The sequence below is a fragment of the Burkholderia sp. CCA53 genome (assembly GCF_001685525.1).
GTDB classification, from domain to species: domain Bacteria; phylum Pseudomonadota; class Gammaproteobacteria; order Burkholderiales; family Burkholderiaceae; genus Burkholderia; species Burkholderia multivorans.
The window spans coordinates 1,626,092-1,646,618 of sequence record NZ_BDDJ01000001.1; the positions used below are offsets into that span (position 1 = coordinate 1,626,092).

General features: G+C 62.4%; 18 protein-coding genes, 1 tRNA gene and 1 pseudogene. 10 read left to right on the forward strand and 10 right to left on the reverse strand.

The genetic code is table 11. From position 1 onward, the window contains the following. Nucleotides 1-201: 201 nt before the first annotated feature. From BCR55_RS07585 to egtB, 5 genes are all read right to left on the reverse strand, one after another. A complete protein-coding gene (locus BCR55_RS07585; RefSeq protein WP_006407278.1) occupies nt 202-567 on the reverse strand; it encodes a hypothetical protein in 366 nt (121 codons plus the stop codon). Nucleotides 568-773: 206 nt separating this feature from the next. Continuing rightward, nucleotides 774-1,028, reverse strand: a complete 255-nt coding sequence (locus tag BCR55_RS07590) for a glycine zipper 2TM domain protein (RefSeq protein WP_035946387.1) — start codon at nt 1,026-1,028, stop codon at nt 774-776. 52 nt (nt 1,029-1,080) lie between these two features. Beyond that, on the reverse strand, nt 1,081-1,371 hold the full coding sequence (locus tag BCR55_RS07595) for a hypothetical protein (RefSeq protein WP_006407276.1): 291 nt from the start codon (nt 1,369-1,371) through the stop codon (nt 1,081-1,083). A gap of 225 nt (nt 1,372-1,596) precedes the next feature. Next, nucleotides 1,597-2,610: an L-histidine N(alpha)-methyltransferase gene (egtD, locus tag BCR55_RS07600; RefSeq protein ID WP_065494400.1), complete on the reverse strand. Its 1,014-nt coding sequence runs from the start codon at nt 2,608-2,610 to the stop codon at nt 1,597-1,599. Beyond that, a complete protein-coding gene (gene egtB, locus BCR55_RS07605) occupies nt 2,594-3,808 on the reverse strand; it encodes an ergothioneine biosynthesis protein EgtB (RefSeq protein ID WP_053296645.1) in 1,215 nt (404 codons plus the stop codon). Before egtB ends, egtD begins: the two co-directional genes overlap by 17 nt. Nucleotides 3,809-4,437: 629 nt before the next feature. On the opposite strand from egtB, the gene BCR55_RS07610 reads away from it, so the two are divergent. Both BCR55_RS07610 and BCR55_RS07615 read left to right on the forward strand, forming a co-directional pair. Continuing rightward, entirely contained in the window at nt 4,438-4,911 is a 474-nt protein-coding gene (locus BCR55_RS07610; protein WP_006407272.1) for a carboxymuconolactone decarboxylase family protein, read from the forward strand. Further along, a complete protein-coding gene (locus BCR55_RS07615; RefSeq protein WP_006409651.1) occupies nt 4,911-5,780 on the forward strand; it encodes a sigma-70 family RNA polymerase sigma factor in 870 nt (289 codons plus the stop codon). The genes BCR55_RS07610 and BCR55_RS07615 overlap by 1 nt, the downstream gene beginning before the upstream one ends. A gap of 147 nt (nt 5,781-5,927) precedes the next feature. Here the strand turns inward: BCR55_RS07615 and BCR55_RS07620 are convergent. Then, nucleotides 5,928-6,004: transfer RNA gene (locus tag BCR55_RS07620), tRNA-Val, on the reverse strand. Nucleotides 6,005-6,486: 482 nt separating this feature from the next. Here BCR55_RS07620 and BCR55_RS07625 point away from each other — a divergent pair. The 5 genes and pseudogenes from BCR55_RS07625 to BCR55_RS07645 form a co-directional block, all read left to right on the forward strand. After that, nucleotides 6,487-6,669 (forward strand): type IV secretion protein Rhs, encoded by a 183-nt coding sequence (locus BCR55_RS07625; RefSeq protein ID WP_254661820.1) that lies wholly within the window; start codon nt 6,487-6,489, stop codon nt 6,667-6,669. Between the two features lie 2 nt (nt 6,670-6,671). Beyond that, complete coding sequence (locus tag BCR55_RS07630) at nt 6,672-8,252, forward strand: hypothetical protein (RefSeq protein ID WP_006409649.1); 1,581 nt, start codon at nt 6,672-6,674, stop codon at nt 8,250-8,252. Further along, the gene (locus BCR55_RS07635) at nt 8,249-9,319 is read left to right on the forward strand and encodes an Imm72 family immunity protein (protein ID WP_006409653.1); all 1,071 of its coding nucleotides are present in this window, start codon (nt 8,249-8,251) and stop codon (nt 9,317-9,319) included. Before BCR55_RS07630 ends, BCR55_RS07635 begins: the two co-directional genes overlap by 4 nt. A 162-nt stretch (nt 9,320-9,481) precedes the next feature. Further along, complete coding sequence (locus BCR55_RS07640; RefSeq protein WP_065494402.1) at nt 9,482-10,558, forward strand: Imm72 family immunity protein; 1,077 nt, start codon at nt 9,482-9,484, stop codon at nt 10,556-10,558. A 166-nt stretch (nt 10,559-10,724) separates the two neighbouring features. Then, nucleotides 10,725-11,618: pseudogene (locus BCR55_RS07645) on the forward strand (Imm72 family immunity protein); the annotation flags it as partial. A gap of 472 nt (nt 11,619-12,090) precedes the next feature. On the opposite strand, the gene BCR55_RS07650 reads toward BCR55_RS07645, so the two are convergent. Next, entirely contained in the window at nt 12,091-12,852 is a 762-nt protein-coding gene (locus BCR55_RS07650; RefSeq protein ID WP_006407264.1) for an anti-sigma factor, read from the reverse strand. Next, entirely contained in the window at nt 12,849-13,367 is a 519-nt protein-coding gene (locus BCR55_RS07655) for a sigma-70 family RNA polymerase sigma factor (protein WP_006407263.1), read from the reverse strand. The genes BCR55_RS07650 and BCR55_RS07655 overlap by 4 nt, the downstream gene beginning before the upstream one ends. 155 nt (nt 13,368-13,522) lie before the next feature. On the opposite strand from BCR55_RS07655, the gene BCR55_RS07660 reads away from it, so the two are divergent. The 3 genes from BCR55_RS07660 to BCR55_RS32310 all read left to right on the forward strand — a co-directional run bounded on the left by BCR55_RS07660 (nt 13,523) and on the right by BCR55_RS32310 (nt 16,343). Beyond that, on the forward strand, nt 13,523-14,614 hold the full coding sequence (locus BCR55_RS07660) for a catalase family peroxidase (RefSeq protein WP_065494404.1): 1,092 nt from the start codon (nt 13,523-13,525) through the stop codon (nt 14,612-14,614). Next, nucleotides 14,611-15,144 carry a cytochrome b gene (locus tag BCR55_RS07665; RefSeq protein ID WP_006401747.1) on the forward strand — a complete coding sequence of 178 codons (534 nt, stop codon included), beginning with the start codon at nt 14,611-14,613 and terminating at the stop codon, nt 15,142-15,144. The genes BCR55_RS07660 and BCR55_RS07665 overlap by 4 nt, the downstream gene beginning before the upstream one ends. Before the next feature lie 653 nt (nt 15,145-15,797). Continuing rightward, nucleotides 15,798-16,343 (forward strand): hypothetical protein, encoded by a 546-nt coding sequence (locus BCR55_RS32310; RefSeq protein ID WP_139094024.1) that lies wholly within the window; start codon nt 15,798-15,800, stop codon nt 16,341-16,343. A 309-nt stretch (nt 16,344-16,652) separates the two neighbouring features. On the opposite strand, the gene BCR55_RS07670 is transcribed toward BCR55_RS32310, so the two are convergent. Continuing rightward, nucleotides 16,653-17,903: an IS256 family transposase gene (locus BCR55_RS07670; RefSeq protein WP_065494405.1), complete on the reverse strand. Its 1,251-nt coding sequence runs from the start codon at nt 17,901-17,903 to the stop codon at nt 16,653-16,655. A gap of 66 nt (nt 17,904-17,969) precedes the next feature. Further along, nucleotides 17,970-20,444, reverse strand: a complete 2,475-nt coding sequence (gene gyrB / locus BCR55_RS07675; RefSeq protein WP_006401749.1) for a DNA topoisomerase (ATP-hydrolyzing) subunit B — start codon at nt 20,442-20,444, stop codon at nt 17,970-17,972. Nucleotides 20,445-20,527 lie beyond the last annotated feature (83 nt).

The window sequence follows — 20,527 nt, forward strand, 5'->3', positions numbered from 1 at the left end:
AATGCTGTCGCCGCCGACGGGACGCGCGGCTGGAGCGGGCGCACGTGTCGCGGCGCCTGTCGACATGAAACGAGCATCGCGTCTGCACGACGCGACGCGCGAGCAAAGGGCGCACGCCCGAATGCACGGTGAGCCGGATGCGATTCCGGCGCCGCCATGCGATTCGGACGTGCGCCCTTCCCTTTTTTCCTGCAGGCCGCGTTACAGCGTCGTCTTACCGAACGCGTTGCGCTTCGTATGCTTGCCGTGCGACGCCGTGTGCGCGGCATGGCCGTGCGTATGCCCGCGTCCCGGCTGCGTGCCGGCGCGATCGGCGATCGTATCGGAGCGATCGGCCGCACGCGCGAGGCCCTTGTCGCGATCGCCCGCGTGAAAGCCGTTCGAATTGCTCAGCGCTTCGCCGCTCATGTGGCCGCCCGACATGCCGCCCGCATTGCCGCCGGAACCGCCCGCCCCATGACCGCCGCCATTCCCGCCACCGTTGCCGCCGGCCGCCGCGTGTGCGGAGACCGTCCCCAGTGCGAGCAGCGCGGCTGCCAGCACGGACAGATATCGTTGTTTTTTCATCGAGTGCTCCTCCCTTGTGTGTATTCGAGTGACTGCATTCTAGGAACGCACGCGATCGGCGTGCATCGCGACGTTGTAAATGATCGTAACGACGCGCGTTGCGTGCTTTGATAGGACGAATACGCCGGAGCCCGGCGATAGCGGAGAAGAAAAATGAAACGCGGAAGCGGCGCCGTGGCGCCCTTCCGCCTGGTGGCTGCGCTGACTTACTGCTTCGGCGGCGCCGACTGCGCGCGTTCGTTGCGCTGCTCGGCCTGCTCCTGCGCGTGCTTCTTCGCCATGTGATGGCCGACGACGCAGCCGCCGACAGCGCCTGCCACCGCGTGGTGGCCCGCGTAATGGCCGGCGACGCCGCCGACCACCGCCCCTTTCATACAGCCGGCCGCATGCGCGCTGCCGATCGTTGCGAGCGCAACGATAACGGCGGCGGCACAGGTACGGAAACTTCGAATCGACATGATGCGATCACGCTCCTGTCGCATCGATCAGGCCGACCGGCGAGCCGGCCGGCGTTCAATCCCAGCGGCCACCGCGCCAGCCGCGGTCGCGCTCGCGCCATTCGTGTTCGCGCCACTCGTGACGACGCCATTCGCGTTCACGCCATTCGCGCGCACGCCAGTCGTCGTAGCGATAGCCGACCGGCGCATACGTGACGGGCGGCGGCGCCACATAGACCGGTGCCGGCGCCGTGTAGACGCCCGGCACGCCGATGCCGACCGACAGGTCGACGTGGGCCGATGCCACGCCCGACGCGGCGAGCGCCGCTACACCGATAACCGCACCGAGAAGAAGTTTCTTGCTCATCTCGCGACTCCCTGCACGTATGTCGTGCTTCGTGTGAATACGGTTTGGAGTCTAGGCAACACGCGCGGATACAGGTGAAACCGGTGTGCGAGACCGGTAACGGGCGTTTACGGTCGTCGGCAAGTACTTGTCGCTAAAGGAAAAAACGGCCGTGCGTCGCGCGTGGCGCACGCGCATCGGCATGCGGAACGCAACGCCGGGGCCGGCCCGGCGATGGGCTCGAATTCACGCGCGAATATCGTCGACGCTGCGCAGCCAGTGCACGCTGAACAGCCGGTCCGCGTCGGTCCACACCGTATCGGGCACGAACCCGGCGCGTCGCGCGATCGTGCGAAAGCCGTCGATCGTGAACTTGTACGAGTTCTCGGTGTGGATGCGTTCGCCCGCATCGAAATGAAACACGTGACCGCGTACCTGCACCGTTTGCGCGACGTCGCTGACGAGATGCATCTCGATGCGCTGGCGCTGCGGATCGTAGAACGCGCAGTGCGAGAACGCATCGAGATCGAAGTCCGCGCCGAGCTCGGCGTTCGCGCGCGCGAGCAGGTTCAGGTTGAAGCGTGCGGTTACGCCCTGCGCGTCGTTGTACGCGTCGTGCAGCACGCGCTCGTCCTTCACGAGGTCCGCGCCGACCAGCAGGCCGCCGCCGCGCAGCAGTTGCGCCGCATCGCGCAGGAATGCGTCGGCTTCTTCCGGCGAGAAGTTGCCGATCGTCGAGCCCGGAAAAAAACCGATGCGCCGCCGCGGCGTCGCGGTGAGTTCCGCGAGCTGTTCGGCCTTCGTGTAGTCGGCCGCGATCGGCGCGACATCGAGCCACGGATACTCGGCGCGCAGCCGCGCGGCCGCGCCGTGCAGATAGTCGGCCGAGATGTCGATCGGCACGTAGCGCAGCGGCGCGTTGGCGCCGTGCGCGGCGAACGCGTCGAGCAGGATGCGGATCTTCTCGAGCGAGCCCGCGCCGAATTCGACGATGTCCGCATGCGGGCCGACGCGCTGTACGATCTCCGCGGCACGCGCGCGCAGGATTCCGAGTTCGGTGCGCGTCGGGTAATACTCCGGCAGTTCGCAGATGCGATCGAACAGCGCGGAGCCCGTCGCATCGTAGAAGTATTTCGGCGGGATGCTGCGCGGCGTGCGCGACAGTCCGTCGATCAGGTCGCGCTCGAACGCGCTCGGCCGCACTTCGCGGGCGGGTAACTGGCCACCGGTCGTGGCCGTCAGGTCAGACGTCTCGCGCAAGTCGAACTCCCGTGAATTGCCAGCGCGCAGCCGGCGGAAAGAAATTGCGGTACGTCGGCCGTTCATGGCCCGGCGGCGTCGCGATGCTGCTGCCGCGCAGGACCTGCTGGCCGACCATGAACTTGCCGTTGTATTCGGCCGCGACACCGGCAAGCGGCCGGAAGCCCGGATACGGCTCGTACGACGAACGCGTCCACTGCCATACGTGGCCGAGCATCTGCCGGATGCCGTCCGCGCCGAACGCGGCTTCCCATTCGAATTCCGTCGGCAGCCGCGCGCCCGCCCATTCCGCGTACGCGGCCGCCTCGTAGAAGCTCACGTGACAGACCGGTGCGTCCGGCGCAAGCGATTCGACGCCGTGCAGCCCGAAGGTGCGCCATCCGTGCGCGGCTTCGTCGTCGGCGATCCAGTACGCGGGCGCTTGCCATCCTTCGCGCTGCACCGTCGCCCAGCCGTCCGACAGCCAGTATTCCGGGCGTGCATAGCCGCCGTCGGCGACGAACGCCGCGAATTCGGCGTTCGTGACGAGCCGATTCGCGATCTCGTACGGCCGCACGAGCGCCGTATGACGCGGCCGCTCGTTGTCGAACGAGAACGTATCGCCGCCGTGACCGATTTCGACGAGCCCGCCCGGCCGATGCAGCCAGCGCAGCGGGCCTGCGTCGCCCGCGGCAAGCGCCTGCGTGTCGGCATCGCTGCGCGGGCGGTAGGCCGGCTTCAGCGGATTGCACGAGAACGCGTGCAGCATGTCGGTGACGATCAGTTCCTGGTGCTGCTGCTCGTGATGCAGGCCGAGTTCGATCTCGGGCGCGATCGTATCGAGCAGCGACGGATCCGCGCCGGCGAGCGCGTTCAGCATCGCTTCGTCGACGTACTGCCGGTACGCGTGCACTTCGTCGAGCGACGGGCGCGTGAGCAGCCCGCGCTGCGGACGCGGATGACGCGGGCCGAGCGCTTCGTAGTAGGAATTAAAGAGGAACTGGAAGGCGTCGTTGAACGGCGTGTAGCCGTGCACGCGACGCATCAGCACGACCGTTTCGAAGAACCAGGTCGTATGCGCGAGATGCCACTTCGTCGGGCTCGCGTCGGGCATCGACTGCACGGCCTGGTCTTCGGCGGACAGCGTCGCCGTCAACGCGACGCTATGGGCGCGCACGTCCTGATAACGGCGCTGAAGCTGGGATGCAAGGAGGCTCATCGGTTTACCGTCCACGTCGCAATTCGCTGCGTTGCGTTGCCGGAAAAAGGAAAGCCTCGCGCTCGGTTGCGCGCGGCTGACGTGCGACCTTCGGTGCTGCGTCCATCGGGCAGCCGGCGCGCGCGCCGGGCCGCAAAAGCGGCGTCAGTCCATCTGCCCGTGCAGAACAGTATGGTCCAGAAATGTGAAGGTCGCGAATCGGATTGCGCGGAAAGCGGAAAACGAAAGAAATTTGAAAGCATGCGTCGGTGTGCGTGCGGCAATGAGCGGTGAAGCGCTATCGCTTATGCGGCGGCCCGCGCGGACGGCCGCAAGGCGCATGCCCGCTCGGCGGCCTGCTGACGCCTTCTGACACTCACGCGGCGATTGTCTTCGCGCTGGCGTGACATGCGGCGCGGTTTCGCGAATGCCGTCGCACGCCGCGACAGCGTTCCCCCGGGCCGATGGACGGGTGGCTTCCGTCATTCGGATCCGCCGATGCACGTTCGAACCGCCGCACGCATCGCTTTCCGTTTCCCCTCCTCGGCCTCTCGATCGTCACGCGCATTGAAAAATTTTTCGTCGGGATGTCACACGGGCCGGGTGCTCGCTCGTCATGTCATCGGAACCCACACGAAAGGAGAAGGACCATGACCGCGAAACTCAATCCGTTTGCCGTTGCGCCCGCACTAATGAAGGACTGGATGGCCGTATCGGTCGCCGCGGCCGGAAGCCTCGAGCCGACGCTGATCGAGCTCGTGAAGATCCGCGCATCGCAGATCAACGCGTGCGCGAACTGTCTTAACATGCACACCGTCGAAGCGCGCGCGCAAGGCGAGACGGAGCAGCGGATCAACCTGCTCGCCGCCTGGCGCGAGGCGCCCTGCTACACCGACCGCGAACGCGCGGCGCTCGGCTGGACCGATGCGCTGACGCGACTGTCCGAAGGCCACGCGCACGACGCCGCGTATGCCGACCTGAATGCGCACTTTACGCAGGAGGAACAGGTGAAGCTCACGCTGATGATCAACGTGATCAACGGCTGGAACCGGCTGGCCGTAGGCTTCGGGCTATGGGTCGACCCGGCCGAGGCGAAGGCCGCCGCCGCGAAGATGGTGGCCTGATGACGAACGTCGATCCCGCGGACACGATGGGCGACGCGGCCGCGAGCTTCGATCCGCTGCGCCGGATGCTGATTCGCGTCGCGTACCGGATGCTCGGGTCCGTCGCCGATGCGGAGGACGTCGTGCAGGACGCGTTCATACGCTGGATGGACGTCGACCGCACCGCGATCCGCGTGCCCGAGGCGTTCCTGCGGCGGATGGTGATGCGGCTGTGTCTCGATCATCTGAAGTCGGCGCGGTATCGGCGCGAAACGTACGTCGGGCCGTGGCTGCCCGAGCCCGTCGTCGACGAAGACGAACAGGAAGACGTGACGTTGCCGCTGATGCTTGCGCTCGAACGGCTTTCGCCACTGGAGCGTGCGGCGTTTCTGCTGCACGACGTGTTCGGGCTGGAGTTCGACGAAGTCGCCGCGACGATCCAGCGCGAGCCCGCTGCGTGTCGGCAGCTCGCCGCGCGTGCACGCACGCATGTGCGTGAAGCGCGGCCGCGGTTTCGCGTCGACAGGCAGCGCGGAATCGAGCTCGCGGAAGCCTTCTTCGCGGCCTCGCGCAGCGGCGACATGCGCATGCTCGGCGCGATGCTCGCCGAAGACGTGAGCCTGCATTCGGACGGCGGTGGCAAGCGCACGGCCGCAGCCAAACCGGTGTTCGGGTTCGAGCGCGTGATGAAGGTGCACGCGCATTTGGCCGAGCTGTTCGCGACGCAGGCGTCGATGCTCGTGCGGGCAGGCTTCATCAACGGCCTGCCCGGTTTCGTCACGCGCGAAGCCGACGGCGAGCTGCAGACGACGGCGCTCGAGATCGAGGACGGCAAGATCGTCGCGATCTACGTCGTGCGCAATCCGGACAAGCTGAAGCATCTGCATTGATGCGCGACGGCGCGGTGCCGAAGCGCAAACGCAATATGCAATGCGGAAAAGAAAAACGCCACGCGAACCTGCCGCGTGGCGTTTGATCATTTGGCGAGCCGGATTGCATGAAGCAATGCGTGCTGCCGGACCCCTTCGATTATTCGTTGGTAGGCTCGATTGGATTCGAACCAACGACCCCCACCATGTCAAGGTGGTGCTCTAACCAACTGAGCTACGAGCCTAAGAAGCCGCGAATTATAGAGAGGGTTTGGGAGGAGCACAAGCCCTTTCGTGAAAATTTTTTGACGCGCGTGGTGAGGACGGGCGGGGTGCGATGCGGGAGCGCCGGCGATGGTGCGGTCTGTCTACGGACGTGCGGGCACAGCGCAACGAGTCGGTGTCGTCACGTTATCCACATTGGGCTCTGGATAACCATTCGGCAAGCCTCTGGATTCACAGTGGAGCGATTGAGGATAGGTTCGCGAAGCTGTGAATGGCCGGAAAGTTGTTCTGTGCTGCACAGAGCTGTGCACGCGCATCGCGTGCGGTTATGCATTGCGCTTCGTGTCGACAATTCAGTGCGTTACGGAGGTTATCCACTGTGATGCGGAGGGCTTGTTAACTATCACTACGTATGTATACGAACTCTGTTAACACCTTTGGATAAGCACAGTCCGGCGACTGTGATTCGAGCAGGCTGCCCGACGGCAGCACGCGCGAAGGGGTGCTCGATTCGCATGGGCGGATGCGTCTGGAGGACGTGCCTGCGGGAGCGATCAAGGCTGAACTCGGGCCGGATGCGCGCGCGTATGCGCGAAAGGATACGACCGCGAATCCCGACTACAAGGGAGAGCGTCTTTCCGATGCCGACATCGATTCAATCATCAACAGGCACGGGGGAGCGTAAGCGTGAGCTGGACGATTGAGGATTTCAGGGCAACGTCGCTGGAAGTCGGGCAATGGTGCTGGGGAACGCTCGAAGGCGCATTCAATGAAAAGCAGACGATCAGCCAGATCATCGTCGATGCCGTGATCGGCATGATTCCGCTCGTGGGCGATGCGACTGCGGTTCGGGACCTGTTGGCCGTCAGCATCGGTATGAGCCAGGATCCGGTCAAGCGGAACGATACGACGCAACGCGTGTTGCTGGTCGTCCTGATCTTTGCGCTGATCCCGGTGGTGGGCGGTGTCATCAAAGGCGTCGGGCGTTTGCTGCTGAAAGTCACCGGAGATGTCGCGAAAGATGCCGAGTTGCTGAAGGCGGTCGTGCAATTCCTGAACCGGATGGGGCATGGCGACGCACCGAAGTGGCTCAAGGCCCTGGATCTCGCCAAGTATCAGGCCCAGGTCGTTACCAGGCTGAAGGATTTTTGCGCCACGGTCCGCGTGGCCATTCAGCGTTCGCTCGCGGCGCGCGTCGGACGAATGTTGCCGGACAAATGGCGGGCGGCCCTCGAGCGTGTCAGCAGCGGCTTCCACGCGATCCAGGACATGGCCGACCAGATCGTGCCGGAGGCGATCAAGGAGCTGAACGCGAAGCTCAAGGTGCTGCAGAACATGGTGTATCGCGGTGAGGTGCACGAAATCGCGACGGGTGGGGCGCCGAAACTGGAGCGTGAGGTCGAAGCGTATCTGCAGGAGCGCAGGCTGGCTCGTGATATTCGTCGGGGTCGTTTTCCGTCGGCGCAATGCCTCGCTGACGACGGTGAGGTCGAAGCGTGGCTCAAGGCAAAGTACGGCCCCAAGATTGCCGAAGGATGGCCGGACATTCTCAAGAGAAAGGGAGCGATGCCGATGTTCGAAGAAGCCGAAGTCTTTCTCGACGTCGCGTCGTTCAGTGGCACCATCAAGGCGTTGACCGCAAAGGAATTGGCCGGCAAGAAGGTGTATCGCGTATTCGGTAACCCGTCTGAACTCGCGACTTACAAAGGCGGTAGCACGGCAGGTGGCAGGAATCCCGCGTTCTGGGGTGTCGGGGAACCGCCGAAGACCGCGGAGGAGTGGCGCAGGCTCTCCGCGGTGCTGGATACCTGGAACGGTAATGGATTCATCGTCATCATGCAGTTGCCGCACGATTTCGGCGAGCGGATGCCGACGGCCAATGCCTGGGGCGGAAAGATTGCCGAGCAGTACGGCACCGCGACGCCGATGCAGTATCTCGAGGGCGGCGGTGACCAATTGGTAGTCGACTTCGGCAAACTGTCGGAATACGTGACCGAAGAAGGGAACAAAATCAAGCAGCAGTTCCTAAACGTTACCGGTCACGCCGAGCTGCACGTTCAACGAGAGTTCGACGGCGTCAAGATCGAGTTCCACAAGACGAACTGGGAAAATGTCGAGAAGGTCTACGGCTACAGTAAATATGAGGGCGACATTAAGTACTCGACGAAGACGCGCCGGCTGGCTAGCGACGAAATCCAGACCAAGACGACCAACAGCACAGTAACGGCAACGACGCGATCAGCAGTGAATTACGAAGGCCAGCGATGACGAATACGATCAAGCAATACGACATGTCGGACGACGCCACGCGCCGCAAGGTTTTCTGGCTGCTTCAACGCCTGACCAGCTTTTCGCTGTGGAAGCGCAAGCGTGATGCATTTGCGTTGTTCGCGAACGAATACGAGCACGCGGTGAAGACCTGGCCCGAAGATGATCCGGAGTCGATGCCGGCAGACAATTTGCCCACGATCTTCGAGATTCTCGCTGCTTACGACAAGGGGTTACGCGAACTGGGCCGAGGGTACCGATTCGTCTGGCAGCGTGGTGAGCCGCTGCAACACGTGATCGACCGCTATCAGCATCTGAACGCGTATTTCTTCCCTCATCCCGATTACTGGGATCGCGGTGCGCAGGCAGCTCCTTACCCGCCGAAGGTCGATGCACTGGCCCGACTGTTGCATGCGTCGGAATATCAGATGGAGTACGCGCCTTTGGAACCGGGACATACCGATCTTGCGAAAGTGCGATCCGTAGGATTGCTGCTGTCTCCGACGGCATACAAGCACAGCTTCTATACGCTCCCGTATCCAGTGTTCCCACAGGATTTGCGCGAGGTTCCGGAACCGGAAGGTCCGGTCATCAAGTCGGGCGACAAGGTGCCTTGCGATGGAATATGGGAACCCGTTGCCGTCGAGCAATCGAAGTTGCTGGGCGTCGTGCCGGTCGGCAATCGAAGTTTGCGCAATAACGGCTGTTTCAATTACTTCATCCGCGATATTCGAGCGCCGAATCTTATGAACAACCAGACCGGTGGGCTTGTTCAGGTGCACTGGCGACTACTGTGGGAAGACAAGCGATACGCCGACGGCATCATCCCGGACGAATCGCAGTATTTCCTCGAGCCGCCGTCGATGCCAGCACCAGACCGTCATTCCGTCGCGAAAGTCCGAACGGGGGACATTTGTCCGGTCTCCGGCGAGTGGCACACGGACGAATATGGCGGCAAGACCGTGCGCGTCGAAGCCGGCGCTGCGATGCCCGACATGCTGGTCAGGGACAATCTTGGCGAGCTCAAGGTGCACTGGGTGACGTGGCATCTGGTGACGCGTTCGTAATACCGACATGCGCTATTGACGTCGACGCGTTGAACGTGATGTTGGCGCCTACGTATTGGCGTTTGTCGGAGAAATACACGCGGTACGGGGGCGGCATTGTTCCAAACGAATCACAGTACTTGGGGGTCATCCGAATCGGGGCTCGTCGCTCCCGTTCCCACGATGATGAACACGATCAAGCTATACGACATGGCGGACGACGCGACGCGGCGCAGCGTTTTCTGGCTGCTTCAACGCCTGACCAGCTTCTCGCTCTGGAAACGCAAGCGTGATGCGTTTGCGACGTTCGCGAACGAATACGAGAAGGCGGTGAAGACATGGGCGGAAGATGATCCGGAAGCCGTACCGCCACAGAATTTGCCGATCATTTTCGAGATCCTTGCCGCTTACGATCGAGGTTTGTCCGAGTTGGCCCGAGGGTGCCGGTTCGTTTGGCGGCGCGGTCAGCCGTTGCAGTACGCAATCGATCGGTATAACCATTTGAACGCACACTTCTTTCCGCACTCCGATTACTGGGATCGCGGTGCGCAGGTTGCCCCATACCCGCCGAAGGTCGATGCGCTGGCCCAATTACTCCATGCATCGGAGTACCAAGTAGAGTACGCGCCGCTCGAACCGGAACCTTTGGACAACTGTCTCGCACAACTGAGTTCGATAGGGTTGCTGCTATCCCCCGAGACATACAAGCACGGCTTCTACACGCTTCCGTATCCGGTATTTCCGGACGACCTGCCGGAGGTTCCAGGAGCTGTCGGTCCAGTGATCAAATCCGGCGACAAGGTGCCTTGCGACGGCATCTGGGAACCCGTTGCTATCGAGCAATCGAAATTGCTGGGCGTCGTGCCGGTCGGCAATCGCAGTTTGCGCAACAACGGCTGCTTCAATTATTTCGTTCGGGACATTCATGCGCCGAACGTCAGAGATGACGATACGGGCGCGATCGTCAAGACACACTGGCGACTGTTGTGGGAAGACAAGCGATACGCCGACGGTATCATCCCTGACGAATCGCAGTACTTCCTCGAGCTGCCGTCGTCACCGCAGCCGAGCCGCGACATGGCCGCGCCGGTTCGGACCGGCGATATTTGCCCGGTCTCCGGCGAATGGCGAACGGACGAATACGGCGGCAAAACCGTGCGGGTCGAAGCCGGTGCGGCGATGCCGGACATGCTGGTGAGGGACAACCTGGGTGAACTCAAGGTGCACTGGGTAACGTGGCATCTGGTGACGCGTTCGTAATACCGACATGCGCTATTGACGTCGACGCGTTCAACGTGATGCTGGGGCCTACGTATTGGCGTTTGTCGGGGAAATACACGCGGTATGGGGAGGGCATTGTTCCAAACGGATCACAGTACCTGCTGGAATCCGGGCCGACGCCGCAACCGTCGACGCCCTTTGTCCGATGACGAACACAATCAAGCTATACGACATGACAGACGACATGACGAGGCGCAGAGTCTTCTGGCTGCTTCAGCGTCTGACCAGTTTTTCGCTCTGGAAGCGCAAGCGTGACGCGTTTGCGCGTTTCGCGAACGAATACGAGAACGCGGTAAAGACATGGCCGGAAGATGATCCGGAAGCCCTACCGCCGCACAATTTGTCGATCATTTCCGAGATCCTTGCCGCTTATGATCGAGGGTTGTCCGAGTTAGCCCGCGGGAACCGATTCGTCTGGCAGCGCGGCGAGCCGTTGCAATACGCAATCGATCGGTATAACCATTTGAACGCGTATTTTTTCCCTCATCAGAATTACTGGGAGCGCGGCGCGCAGTTTTCCCCGTACCCACCGAAGATCGATGCGCTGGCCCAATTGCTCCATGCATCGGAATACCAGATGGAGAATGTGCCGTTGGAACCGGCGAGTTTGAACAACGATCTCGCACAATTGCGCTCGGTAGGGATGCTGCTGTCCCCGAGTGCGTACGAGTACACCTTCTACACGCTTCCGTATCCGGTATTTCCCGATGACTTGCGGGCGGTTCCACAGGCTATCGGCCCGGTAATCAAGTCCGGCAACAAGGTGCCTTGTGACGGCATCTGGGAACCCGTAGTCATCGAGCGAGAGAAGTTGCTCGGCATCGTGCCCATCGGCCATCGCCGTTTGCGCAACAACGGCTGCTTCAACTACTTCATTCGCGACATCCGCGCGCCGAAGCTGAGGGATAACGACCTCGGACTACCCGTCAAGACACACTGGCGACTGTTGTGGGAAGACAAGCGATATACGGACGGCGTCATTCCCGACGAATCGGAGTATTTCCTTGAGGGACCACAGCCGAACCGCGATATCGTCGCGTAGGTCCGGACCAACGGTTTGATGATTCGCGCTGCCACGGACCGGCGTGTCATGAAAAGGCAAAGCCTTGTAGCGTTACCGCTCGTCCATGTGGACAACCGGGCCGCACATCAGTCGCAACGCTGTGAACCAAACAGGCGAGCGCGTTGTGGATATGCTCTTCCCAAGCCACTCGAAGCACTGTGGGCGTCGAAATTGAGAAGATTCGACGAGCTTGAATGCGCCCACCATCGTGACGGATGTGGATATCCCGATCCGAAAGGACATCAAACCCTGTGGATCCGAACAAGAAAATCCGGCTCACGTGGTACGCATCGCACGGAGATTCCACGGTGTGGACAACGACCACAAAAGCAAACCCAAACGCTGTGCATCGGAATCGACGATATGAGCGCTTTCAAGCCACCGAAAGACTACACCCGACGAGCCTGACAACGGCATCCACCCGCAGCCGCACCCCGAGCCGCCCGGCTCAAGTCTGCTGATCCAGCGCCCGCACGACGGCCTTCTCCTCGAGACTATCCGCTGGCCCGACCACCGCGAAGTTGAGCCCGTTCACCGATCCATACCGCGCCAGTAGCGCACCGTCCACGCGTTGTCCGGCCGGCAGCAGCCGGCGCGACGATTCCGCGGGCCGGACATAGAAGCTCAGCGTTCGCCCCGCATCGTCCTCATAGAGCACCATCGCGGACGTGGCGCCAACGTCCGTCGTGAACAACCGCCCGCCGACCGGCCTGAACCCTGCGGCGCTCAAATCCGGCAGCTTCGCCGACGTGCCGACGCGCGTGGTGAGCCACCGTTGCAGATCGCTTGCACCCGTCGGCCGGTAATCGACCTTTGCCGTCCGATTGACCACCAGCATCCGGTAAGCGTTGAGCGCATCGCTCATCGGTGCGACAGCCGGCTGCGCGTTCCACCCGCGCGCCTGCCATCCGCCGAACGTGCCGAGCCCGACGCAGAACACGAACGAGGCCGCCATCGCGAATCGCATCCGCGCGCGCTCCGCGCGTCGCGCGCGAATCGCGGCCGGATCGAGCGCCGGGTTCTCGCCCGGCATCCGCACGCTTTCGAGCGCGGCGCGCAGACGCTGCGCATCCTGCTGCCATTGCTTCACCTGTTCCGCACTCTCCGGGTGCAGCGCGAGATAGCGCTCGACCGCGGCGCGTGCGTCGTCGTCGAGCTGGCCGTCGACATAGGCCTGGAGATCGTGTTCGTCGGGACGGATCGGATTCATTTCATCAACCGCAGTGAAGGGGCCGGCAGTTCGCCGTCGCTAAGCAAACGCAGCGCCTGACGCGCGCGCGACAGCCGCGACATCACCGTGCCGATCGGCACGTCGAGCAGATCGGCGACTTCCTGATACGTAAAGCCCTCGACCGCGACGAGCAGCAGCAGGCTGCGCTGCTCGTCGGACAGCCGGCCGAACGCCTCGAGCGTCGCACGCGCGGCGACTTCGCGCTCGGCGGACGGCCAATGCGGCTCTTCGTCGTCGCGCATGCGGCCGAGCAGCCACGCGTAGCGTTTCGCGCTGCGTTTGCCGTCGAGAAACTGCCGGTAGAGGATCGTGAACAGCCAGCTGCGCAGCGACGCGTCGTCGCGACGGCTCGTCCAGCGCGACAGCGCGCGCTCGAGCGTCGACTGCACGAGATCGTCGGCCGCATGCACATCGCGCGCGAGCCACAGCGCGAAGCGGCGCAGCCGAGGGATGAGTTCGCGTAACGCGTCGTCGTCGAGGGCGTTTGAGGGCATGGCCGGACCGTTGCCGGAAACGTGGAGATGCCGCGTAGGACGCCGGTCGACGTCCGTTATTCCATCAGCATACGAAAAATTTTTTCATGGAATAAAGGCGGGCGGCCGGCGTCCTACGCGCGTTCGACAATGATCTGACGATCGGGAGTGTATTCATGGAACGATCTTCCTCTTCTTCGCCGCCGCCGCGCGAGCCCGGCCGCGGATGGTGGCGCTGGGCCGCGATCGGCGGCGCCGTCGCGGGCGCTGCGCTGGCGTTCGGCTATGTCGGCGGCTGGCTTGCGCCGGCGCGCCTGACCCCGCACCGGCTCGTCGACGCGCTGCAGACCGCCGGCGGCCTGCATCCCGGCTTCCGGCGTAATCACGCGAAGGGCGTCTGCGTGACCGGCTACTTCGAAGGCAACGGCACGGCGAGCCAGTATTCCGTCGCGCCGTTCTTCAAACCCGTGCGCACGCCGGTGGTCGGGCGGTTCGCGTTGCCGGGCGGGAATCCGTATGCGCCCGACAGCAGCGTGCCGATCCGCAGCCTCGCGTTGAAGCTGACGGCGCCCGATGGCGAGCAATGGCGCACCGGGATGAACGCGATGCCCGTGTTTCCGATCGCGACGCCGCAGGCGTTCTACGCGCAATTGCTCGCGACGCGACCCGACCCGGCGACCGGCAAGCCCGATCCGGCGAAGGTAAAGGCGTTTTTTGCCGCGCATCCGGAGACGGCCGCGTTCCGCGAATGGGTGAAGGGCGCGAAGCCGAGCGCGAGCTACGTCACCGAGAGTTATTACGGGCTGAACGCGTTCTACTTCGTCGACGCGGCCGGGCAGCGGCACGCGGTGCGGTGGCGCGTCGTGCCGGAGCAGACGGCCGGCGCCGGCGACGTCGCTACCGCCGCGGATCCGAACGTGCTGGAGCAGGATCTGACGCGGCGCATCGCGGACGGTGCGCAGAAGTGGAAGCTGCTCGTCACGCTCGCCGAGCCTGGCGATCCGGTGGACGACGCGACGAAGGTCTGGCCTGCGCAGCGCACGACGATCGACGCGGGGACGCTCGTGCTCGATCACGTGGAGCCGCAGGACAGCGGGCCGTGCCGCGACGTCAATTACGACCCGACGGTGCTGCCGCGCGGGATTCAGGTGTCGGGCGATCCGTTGCTGGCGGCGCGGTCCGCGGCGTATGCGGATTCGTATCTGCGCAGGACAAGCGAAGAGGCCGGCGTGGCCGACGCGGCGCGGTTGAGTGCGGAGGGACGATGATGAAGGCTTCTACGACTTTCAGTTTGCCGGCGCGCGTGCTGCATTGGGTGATGGCCGCGATGGTGCTCACGATGCTGTTCGTCGGCGTGGGGATGGTGGCGTCGGTGTCCGAGCGGCACGATTTTCTGGTGGCGTTGCATAAGCCGCTGGGTGTGGCCGTGCTGGTGCTCGTTTGTGTGCGGATCGTGGTGCGGCTTTCGTCGAAGCCGCCGGCGTTGCCTGACGATTTGCCGTGGTGGCAGAAGGTGGCCGCGCATGGGTCGCATCTTGTGCTGTATGCGTTGATGGTCGCGATGCCGCTGATTGGATGGGCAATGCTGTCGGCGGGTGGGTATCCGGTGACGTTGGGTGGCGGTGTGCAGTTGCCCGCGATCGTTGCGGCGAATCCGGTGACGTTCGCGTGGCTCAGGGTCGCGCATCGCGTGCTGGCTTATTTATTCTTTTTGACGTTCCTCGCGCATTTTGGCGCGGCGCTTTATCACGGGTTGATTCGGAGGGATGGGGTGCTGCGGGCGATGGTGGGGAGGTGAGGGCGGGGCGTTGCCGTGCTCACGTCTGTAACGGTTGATGACGGAAGTGATTTGCGTTGAGCCAGCCGTGGATGAAGCAAGGGCCGCGTGAAGCGGCCGTTGTCGTTTATTTACGTTGCTTGCGCTGTGTCGGCTTCGTCGTACGGCTGTTCTCGCCAGTCCAATACGCTGTAGTCCGGCGTGACCGTAAGCCGCCGGGCATCGTGCTTGATGTCGAGATACACGAGCGCCAGGCTCGAAACCGAACAGGTTCAAATGTCGATGGCGTGCGCGCACGGCGTGCATGACCAGCTTTGCTCGGATCGGCCCGGGTCGCGTCGAGGATTATTCAGCACACCGCATCCGGTGTTTCTGTTCCAGCATCGTGGAGTGTGACTTATGATTGGCATCAGCCATTTCCCACTTCTGCGTTGAACTGGTAGTCGTCAAGAGGTTGTATGTACGGCAACCCGTGTGCCCCGCGCCTTTTGGGGGGGCGGGAGCTGTCCCAAGTTCAAGGAACGGCTTGGACAGGTCAGTACTCGACCCGCGCAACAGTTGAACGGCATATGGGCCGGGCGTGTCAGCATAAAATTGCGAGGGGTGCCTATCAGAGAGATCTGATAGTGAAATATTCGATTTCAAAGAAAAGCATTTTTTAATCAACAATATAAATGGAAAACTGGAAAGATAATTTAGGTCGCCATGCGCTACGCATTGCTTCGGTTAGCCCAAAAAGCTTCGCATTCGGAGTAGTCATTGGCGTCGCTATAAGTTCGTATGTCATTTGGAGTTCTCTACACTTGATACCGTGGCCTGGCGGGCCATTTGTTTGGATATCCGAATCCGAGCGCGACGCACTGAAGAACGACCTGAAAAACTTGCGATCACGTGCTTCCGAGCTGGAGAGCGTGCGGGACGGGTTGCTCGAGAAAAACGCGGTACTCGAGGCTAAGCTGGCTACCAGCCTTGATCGGCGACAAGCATGTGGTCGGTTGGAACGGGAAATATCGGCTAAGGAGGCGCAAATTTCCGCGTTGACCAGAGCACGTGAGGACGCGGTTCATCGTGCAGCTCCTATCTCCGTACCTTTGGACGGCTCGCGCCTCGATTATGCGGGTATTAGAACTCCAGAAACAGATCGTTACGATGCCGATATAAATCTGCTTAAGTCATCTTTGCAAGCTATACGCGAGCGTGTTGCGCAGAGTTGCATTTGATCGCTTTGAAAGAATATAGTGTCCTCACGGCGTGGTACTCGAACGCCGGTATACCAGGTTCACTGCAGATTGTAATTGTGTAAATGCTCGAGAAGCTGCCTGTTGATGCGTTTGATCAGGAAGGACTATTAGAGTCGTGCCTCCTTCTTCTTACAATGGCTGTTGATCATTGTTCTGTCAAAAAAATGGCGGCCACTCGATGAGGTAACCGCCATTTTTACAACAACCGCATCTGCCTAGCGTCAAATACGGCCCGGTTCGTCAAGGATGGGGGTGTCAGGATTTCCGTGTTCAAGGCGGGTGGAACAATTACACGGAAGGTCGAACGAACCGATCTGCATAAAGGATAGCGAATTGGTTCATGGCCGTCTTCCAGTCATGCGCGGCACTTCCCCAATTCGCGGTGATGTTGCGCAAGGCCAGCCAGATGAGCTTGGTGGCGGCCTCGTCGGTCGGGAAGTGACCACGGGTCTTGATGATCTTGCGCAACTGCGAGTTGATGTTTTCAATCGCGTTCGTCGTGTAGATGATCTTGCGCACACCCGGCGGAAACGCAAAGAACGGGATCACGCGATCCCAGGCGTTGCGCCACGCGCTACTGACGGTCGGGAATTTCTGGCCCCACGGACCATCCGCAAACGCATCGAGTTCGGCCTGAGCGGCTTCCGCACTGGGGGCGGCGTAGATCGGTTTGATCGCGGCGGCCAGTCCTCTGCGGTCCTTCCAACTGGCGTAATCGAGGCTGTTGCGGATCAAATGGACGATGCAGGTTTGCAGCGTCGTGGCCGGAAACACTGCTGCCAGCGCTTCGGGCATGCCCTTCAGTCCGTCAGTGACGGCGATCAGGATGTCGTGAACGCCGCGCGTCTTCAAGTCATTGAACACCTTCATCCAGAACTTGGCGCCCTCGGTATTCTCGATCCACAGGCCCAGGATCTCCCGCGTGCCGTCGGGCAGCACACCCAGCGCCAGGTACACCGCCTTGTTGCGCACGACGGCGTCTTCGCGAATCTTGACCCGCAGTGCGTCGAAAAACACGACCGGATACATTGGCTCGAGCGGCCGGGCCTGCCAGGCGGTTACTTCGGCCATGACCTCGTCGGTGACCGAGCTGATGAAGTCGGGCGAGACCTCAGTGCCGTACTGCTCCAGCAGGAAGCCTTGGATCTCGCGTACGGTCATGCCCCGGGCATACATTGCGACGATCTTGTCGTCGAAGCCCGTGAAGCGCCGTTCGTGCTTGGGAATCAGGATGGGTTCGAAGCTGCCGTCGCGGGCACGCGGCACCTCGATACGGATCGGACCGTCTTCGGTCAGAACCGTCTTGGCCCCTTTGCCGTTGCGCTGATTCGTGGCGTTGGCCGGCTTGGCAGCACCGGGAGGGTAGCCGAGATGATGGTTCATCTCGCCGCCCAGTGCCCGTTCGATCAGCGCCTTCTTGAGCGCCAGCGTCGCGGCATTGATGGCTTCAGCCGTCATCGGACCGTTGCCGAACTGCTCAAGCAACTCGGCCGGAATCGCCGGCAGAGCCGCCGGCTGGGCTTTCGGTTTGCGAGGCATAAATTCTCCTTGGGAGCATGTTATGCCTTAAACACAAAATTCCTGACAGGCCCTCAAGGATCGATATCAAACATCAATATTCCCCGCCCTCAACGCATTAGACTCGATAAACGCCCGCCGCGGCTCCACCTCATCGCCCATCAGCGTCGTAAAGATCCCGTCCGCCGCAATGGCATCCTCGATCTGCACACGCAGCAACCGTCGCACATTCGGATCCATCGTCGTTTCCCACAGCTGCTCCGGGTTCATCTCGCCCAACCCCTTATACCGCTGTTTCGAAACATTCCGCTCCGCATCCGCGAGCAGCCACTTCATCGCGTTCTTGAAGTCCGTCACGGCCATGCTGCGCTCGCCGCGCTTGATCACCGCGCCGGCCTGAATCAGCCCTTCGAACGTCTTGGCCGTATTCACAAGCTGCTGATAATCCGCCGTGTGCTGGAACTCCTCGTCGATCACGGAAACGCGCACGTTGCCGTGATGCGCACGCTCGACGCGCAGCGACCGCAGTTCGCGCACCGGATCGTAAGCCGGCACCACACGCACTTCGTTCTTCAGCGTGTCGTCATGCAGAGCCGCGTGCAGCGCCTTCGCCGACGCCTCCGTCGACGCCTCGCTCGACAGATCGATCGAAACGCCATCCATGATCGCCTCGAGCGCCGCCGGGTCGTACAGGCGGCTCAGCCGCTCGATCACGCTCTGCGACATCAGATACGACCGCGCGAGCTCGCCGAGCGCATCGCCGGTGATCGGCGTCGCGTTCTCGCTCGGCAGCAGTTCCGAACCCTGCAGCGCGAGCCGCAGCATGTGCGCGTTCAGCTCCGCATCGTCCTTCAGATAGCGCTCGTCCTTGCCGGCCTTCACCTTGTACAGCGGCGGCTGCGCGATATACACATACCCGCGCTCGATCATCTCCGGCATCTGACGGTAGAAGAACGTGAGCAGCAGCGTGCGGATGTGCGCACCGTCGACGTCCGCGTCGGTCATGATGATGATCCGGTGATAGCGCAGCTTGTCGAGGTTGTAGTCGTCCTTGCCGATCCCGCAGCCGAGCGCGGTCACGAGCGTGACGATCTGCTCCGACGACAGCAGCTTGTCGTAGCGCGCCTTCTCGACGTTCAGCACCTTGCCGCGCAGCGGCAGGATCGCCTGGAACTTGCGGTCGCGCCCTTGCTTCGCCGAGCCGCCCGCCGAGTCGCCCTCGACGATGTAGATTTCCGACTTCGCCGGATCCTTCTCCTGGCAGTCCGCGAGCTTGCCCGGCAGCCCGACGCCGTCGAGCACGCCCTTGCGGCGCGTCATCTCGCGCGCCTTGCGCGCGGCATCGCGCGCGCGCGCAGCCTCGACGATCTTCCCGCAGATGATCTTCGCGTCGTTCGGCGTTTCGAGCAGGAACTCCTCGAGCGCCTTCGCGACGACTTCCTCGACCGGCGCACGCACTTCCGACGAAACGAGCTTGTCCTTCGTCTGCGAGCTGAACTTCGGCTCCGGCACCTTCACGGAGAGCACGCACGACAAGCCTTCGCGCATGTCGTCGCCGGTCGTCTCGACCTTCGCCTTCTTCGCGATTTCGTTATCGGCGATGTACTTGTTGATCACGCGCGTCATCGCGGCGCGCAGGCCGGTCAGATGCGTGCCGCCGTCGCGCTGCGGAATATTGTTCGTGAAGCACAGCACGTTCTCGTTGTAGCTGTCGTTCCACTGCATCGCGACTTCGACGCCCACGCCGTCCTTCTCGCCGATCACGTGGAAGATCGTCGGGTGCAGGTTGCTCTTCGTCTTGTTGATGTACTCGACGAAGCCCTTCACGCCGCCGGCGAACGCGAAATCGTCTTCCTTGCCCGAACGCAGGTCGGTCAGGCGGATCCGCACGCCGTTGTTCAGGAACGAGAGCTCGCGCATCCGCTTCGCGAGGATGTCGTAGTGGTACTCGACGGTGCCGAAGATCGTCGGATCGGCCATGAAGTGCACTTCGGTGCCGCGGTTCTCGGTATCGCCGATCACCTGCATCGGCGACACTTCCTCGCCGTCGACGACTTCGATCACGCGATCCTGCGCGACGCCGCGATGGAACTCCATGAAGTGCTTCTTGCCGTTGCGGCGCACGGTGAGGCGCAGCCAGCTCGACAGCGCGTTCACGCACGACACGCCGACGCCGTGCAACCCGCCCGACACCTTGTAGCTGTTCTGGTCGAACTTGCCGCCCGCGTGCAGCTCGGTCATCACGATCTCGGCGGCGCTGCGCTTCGGTTCGTGCTTGTCGTTCATCTTCACGTCGGTCGGAATCCCGCGGCCGTTGTCGACGACGGAAATCGAATTGTCGGCGTGAATCGTCACGTGGATGTCGTTGCAGTACCCGGCCAACGCTTCGTCGATCGAGTTGTCGAGCACCTCGAAGACGAGGTGGTGCAGACCGGTGCCGTCCGACGTGTCGCCGATGTACATCCCGGGGCGCTTGCGCACCGCCTCCAGACCCTCGAGGATCTGGATCGACGAGGCGCCGTAGCTGCTGTTATCGGGCTGCGAATTGTGCTGTTCACTCATGGATATCTTCCGGTTCTGCGAGGCCACTCAAGCGGCGGCGCTGTGCGTTTCCGCGAGGAAACGCCGGGCCGCTCCAGTTTTCC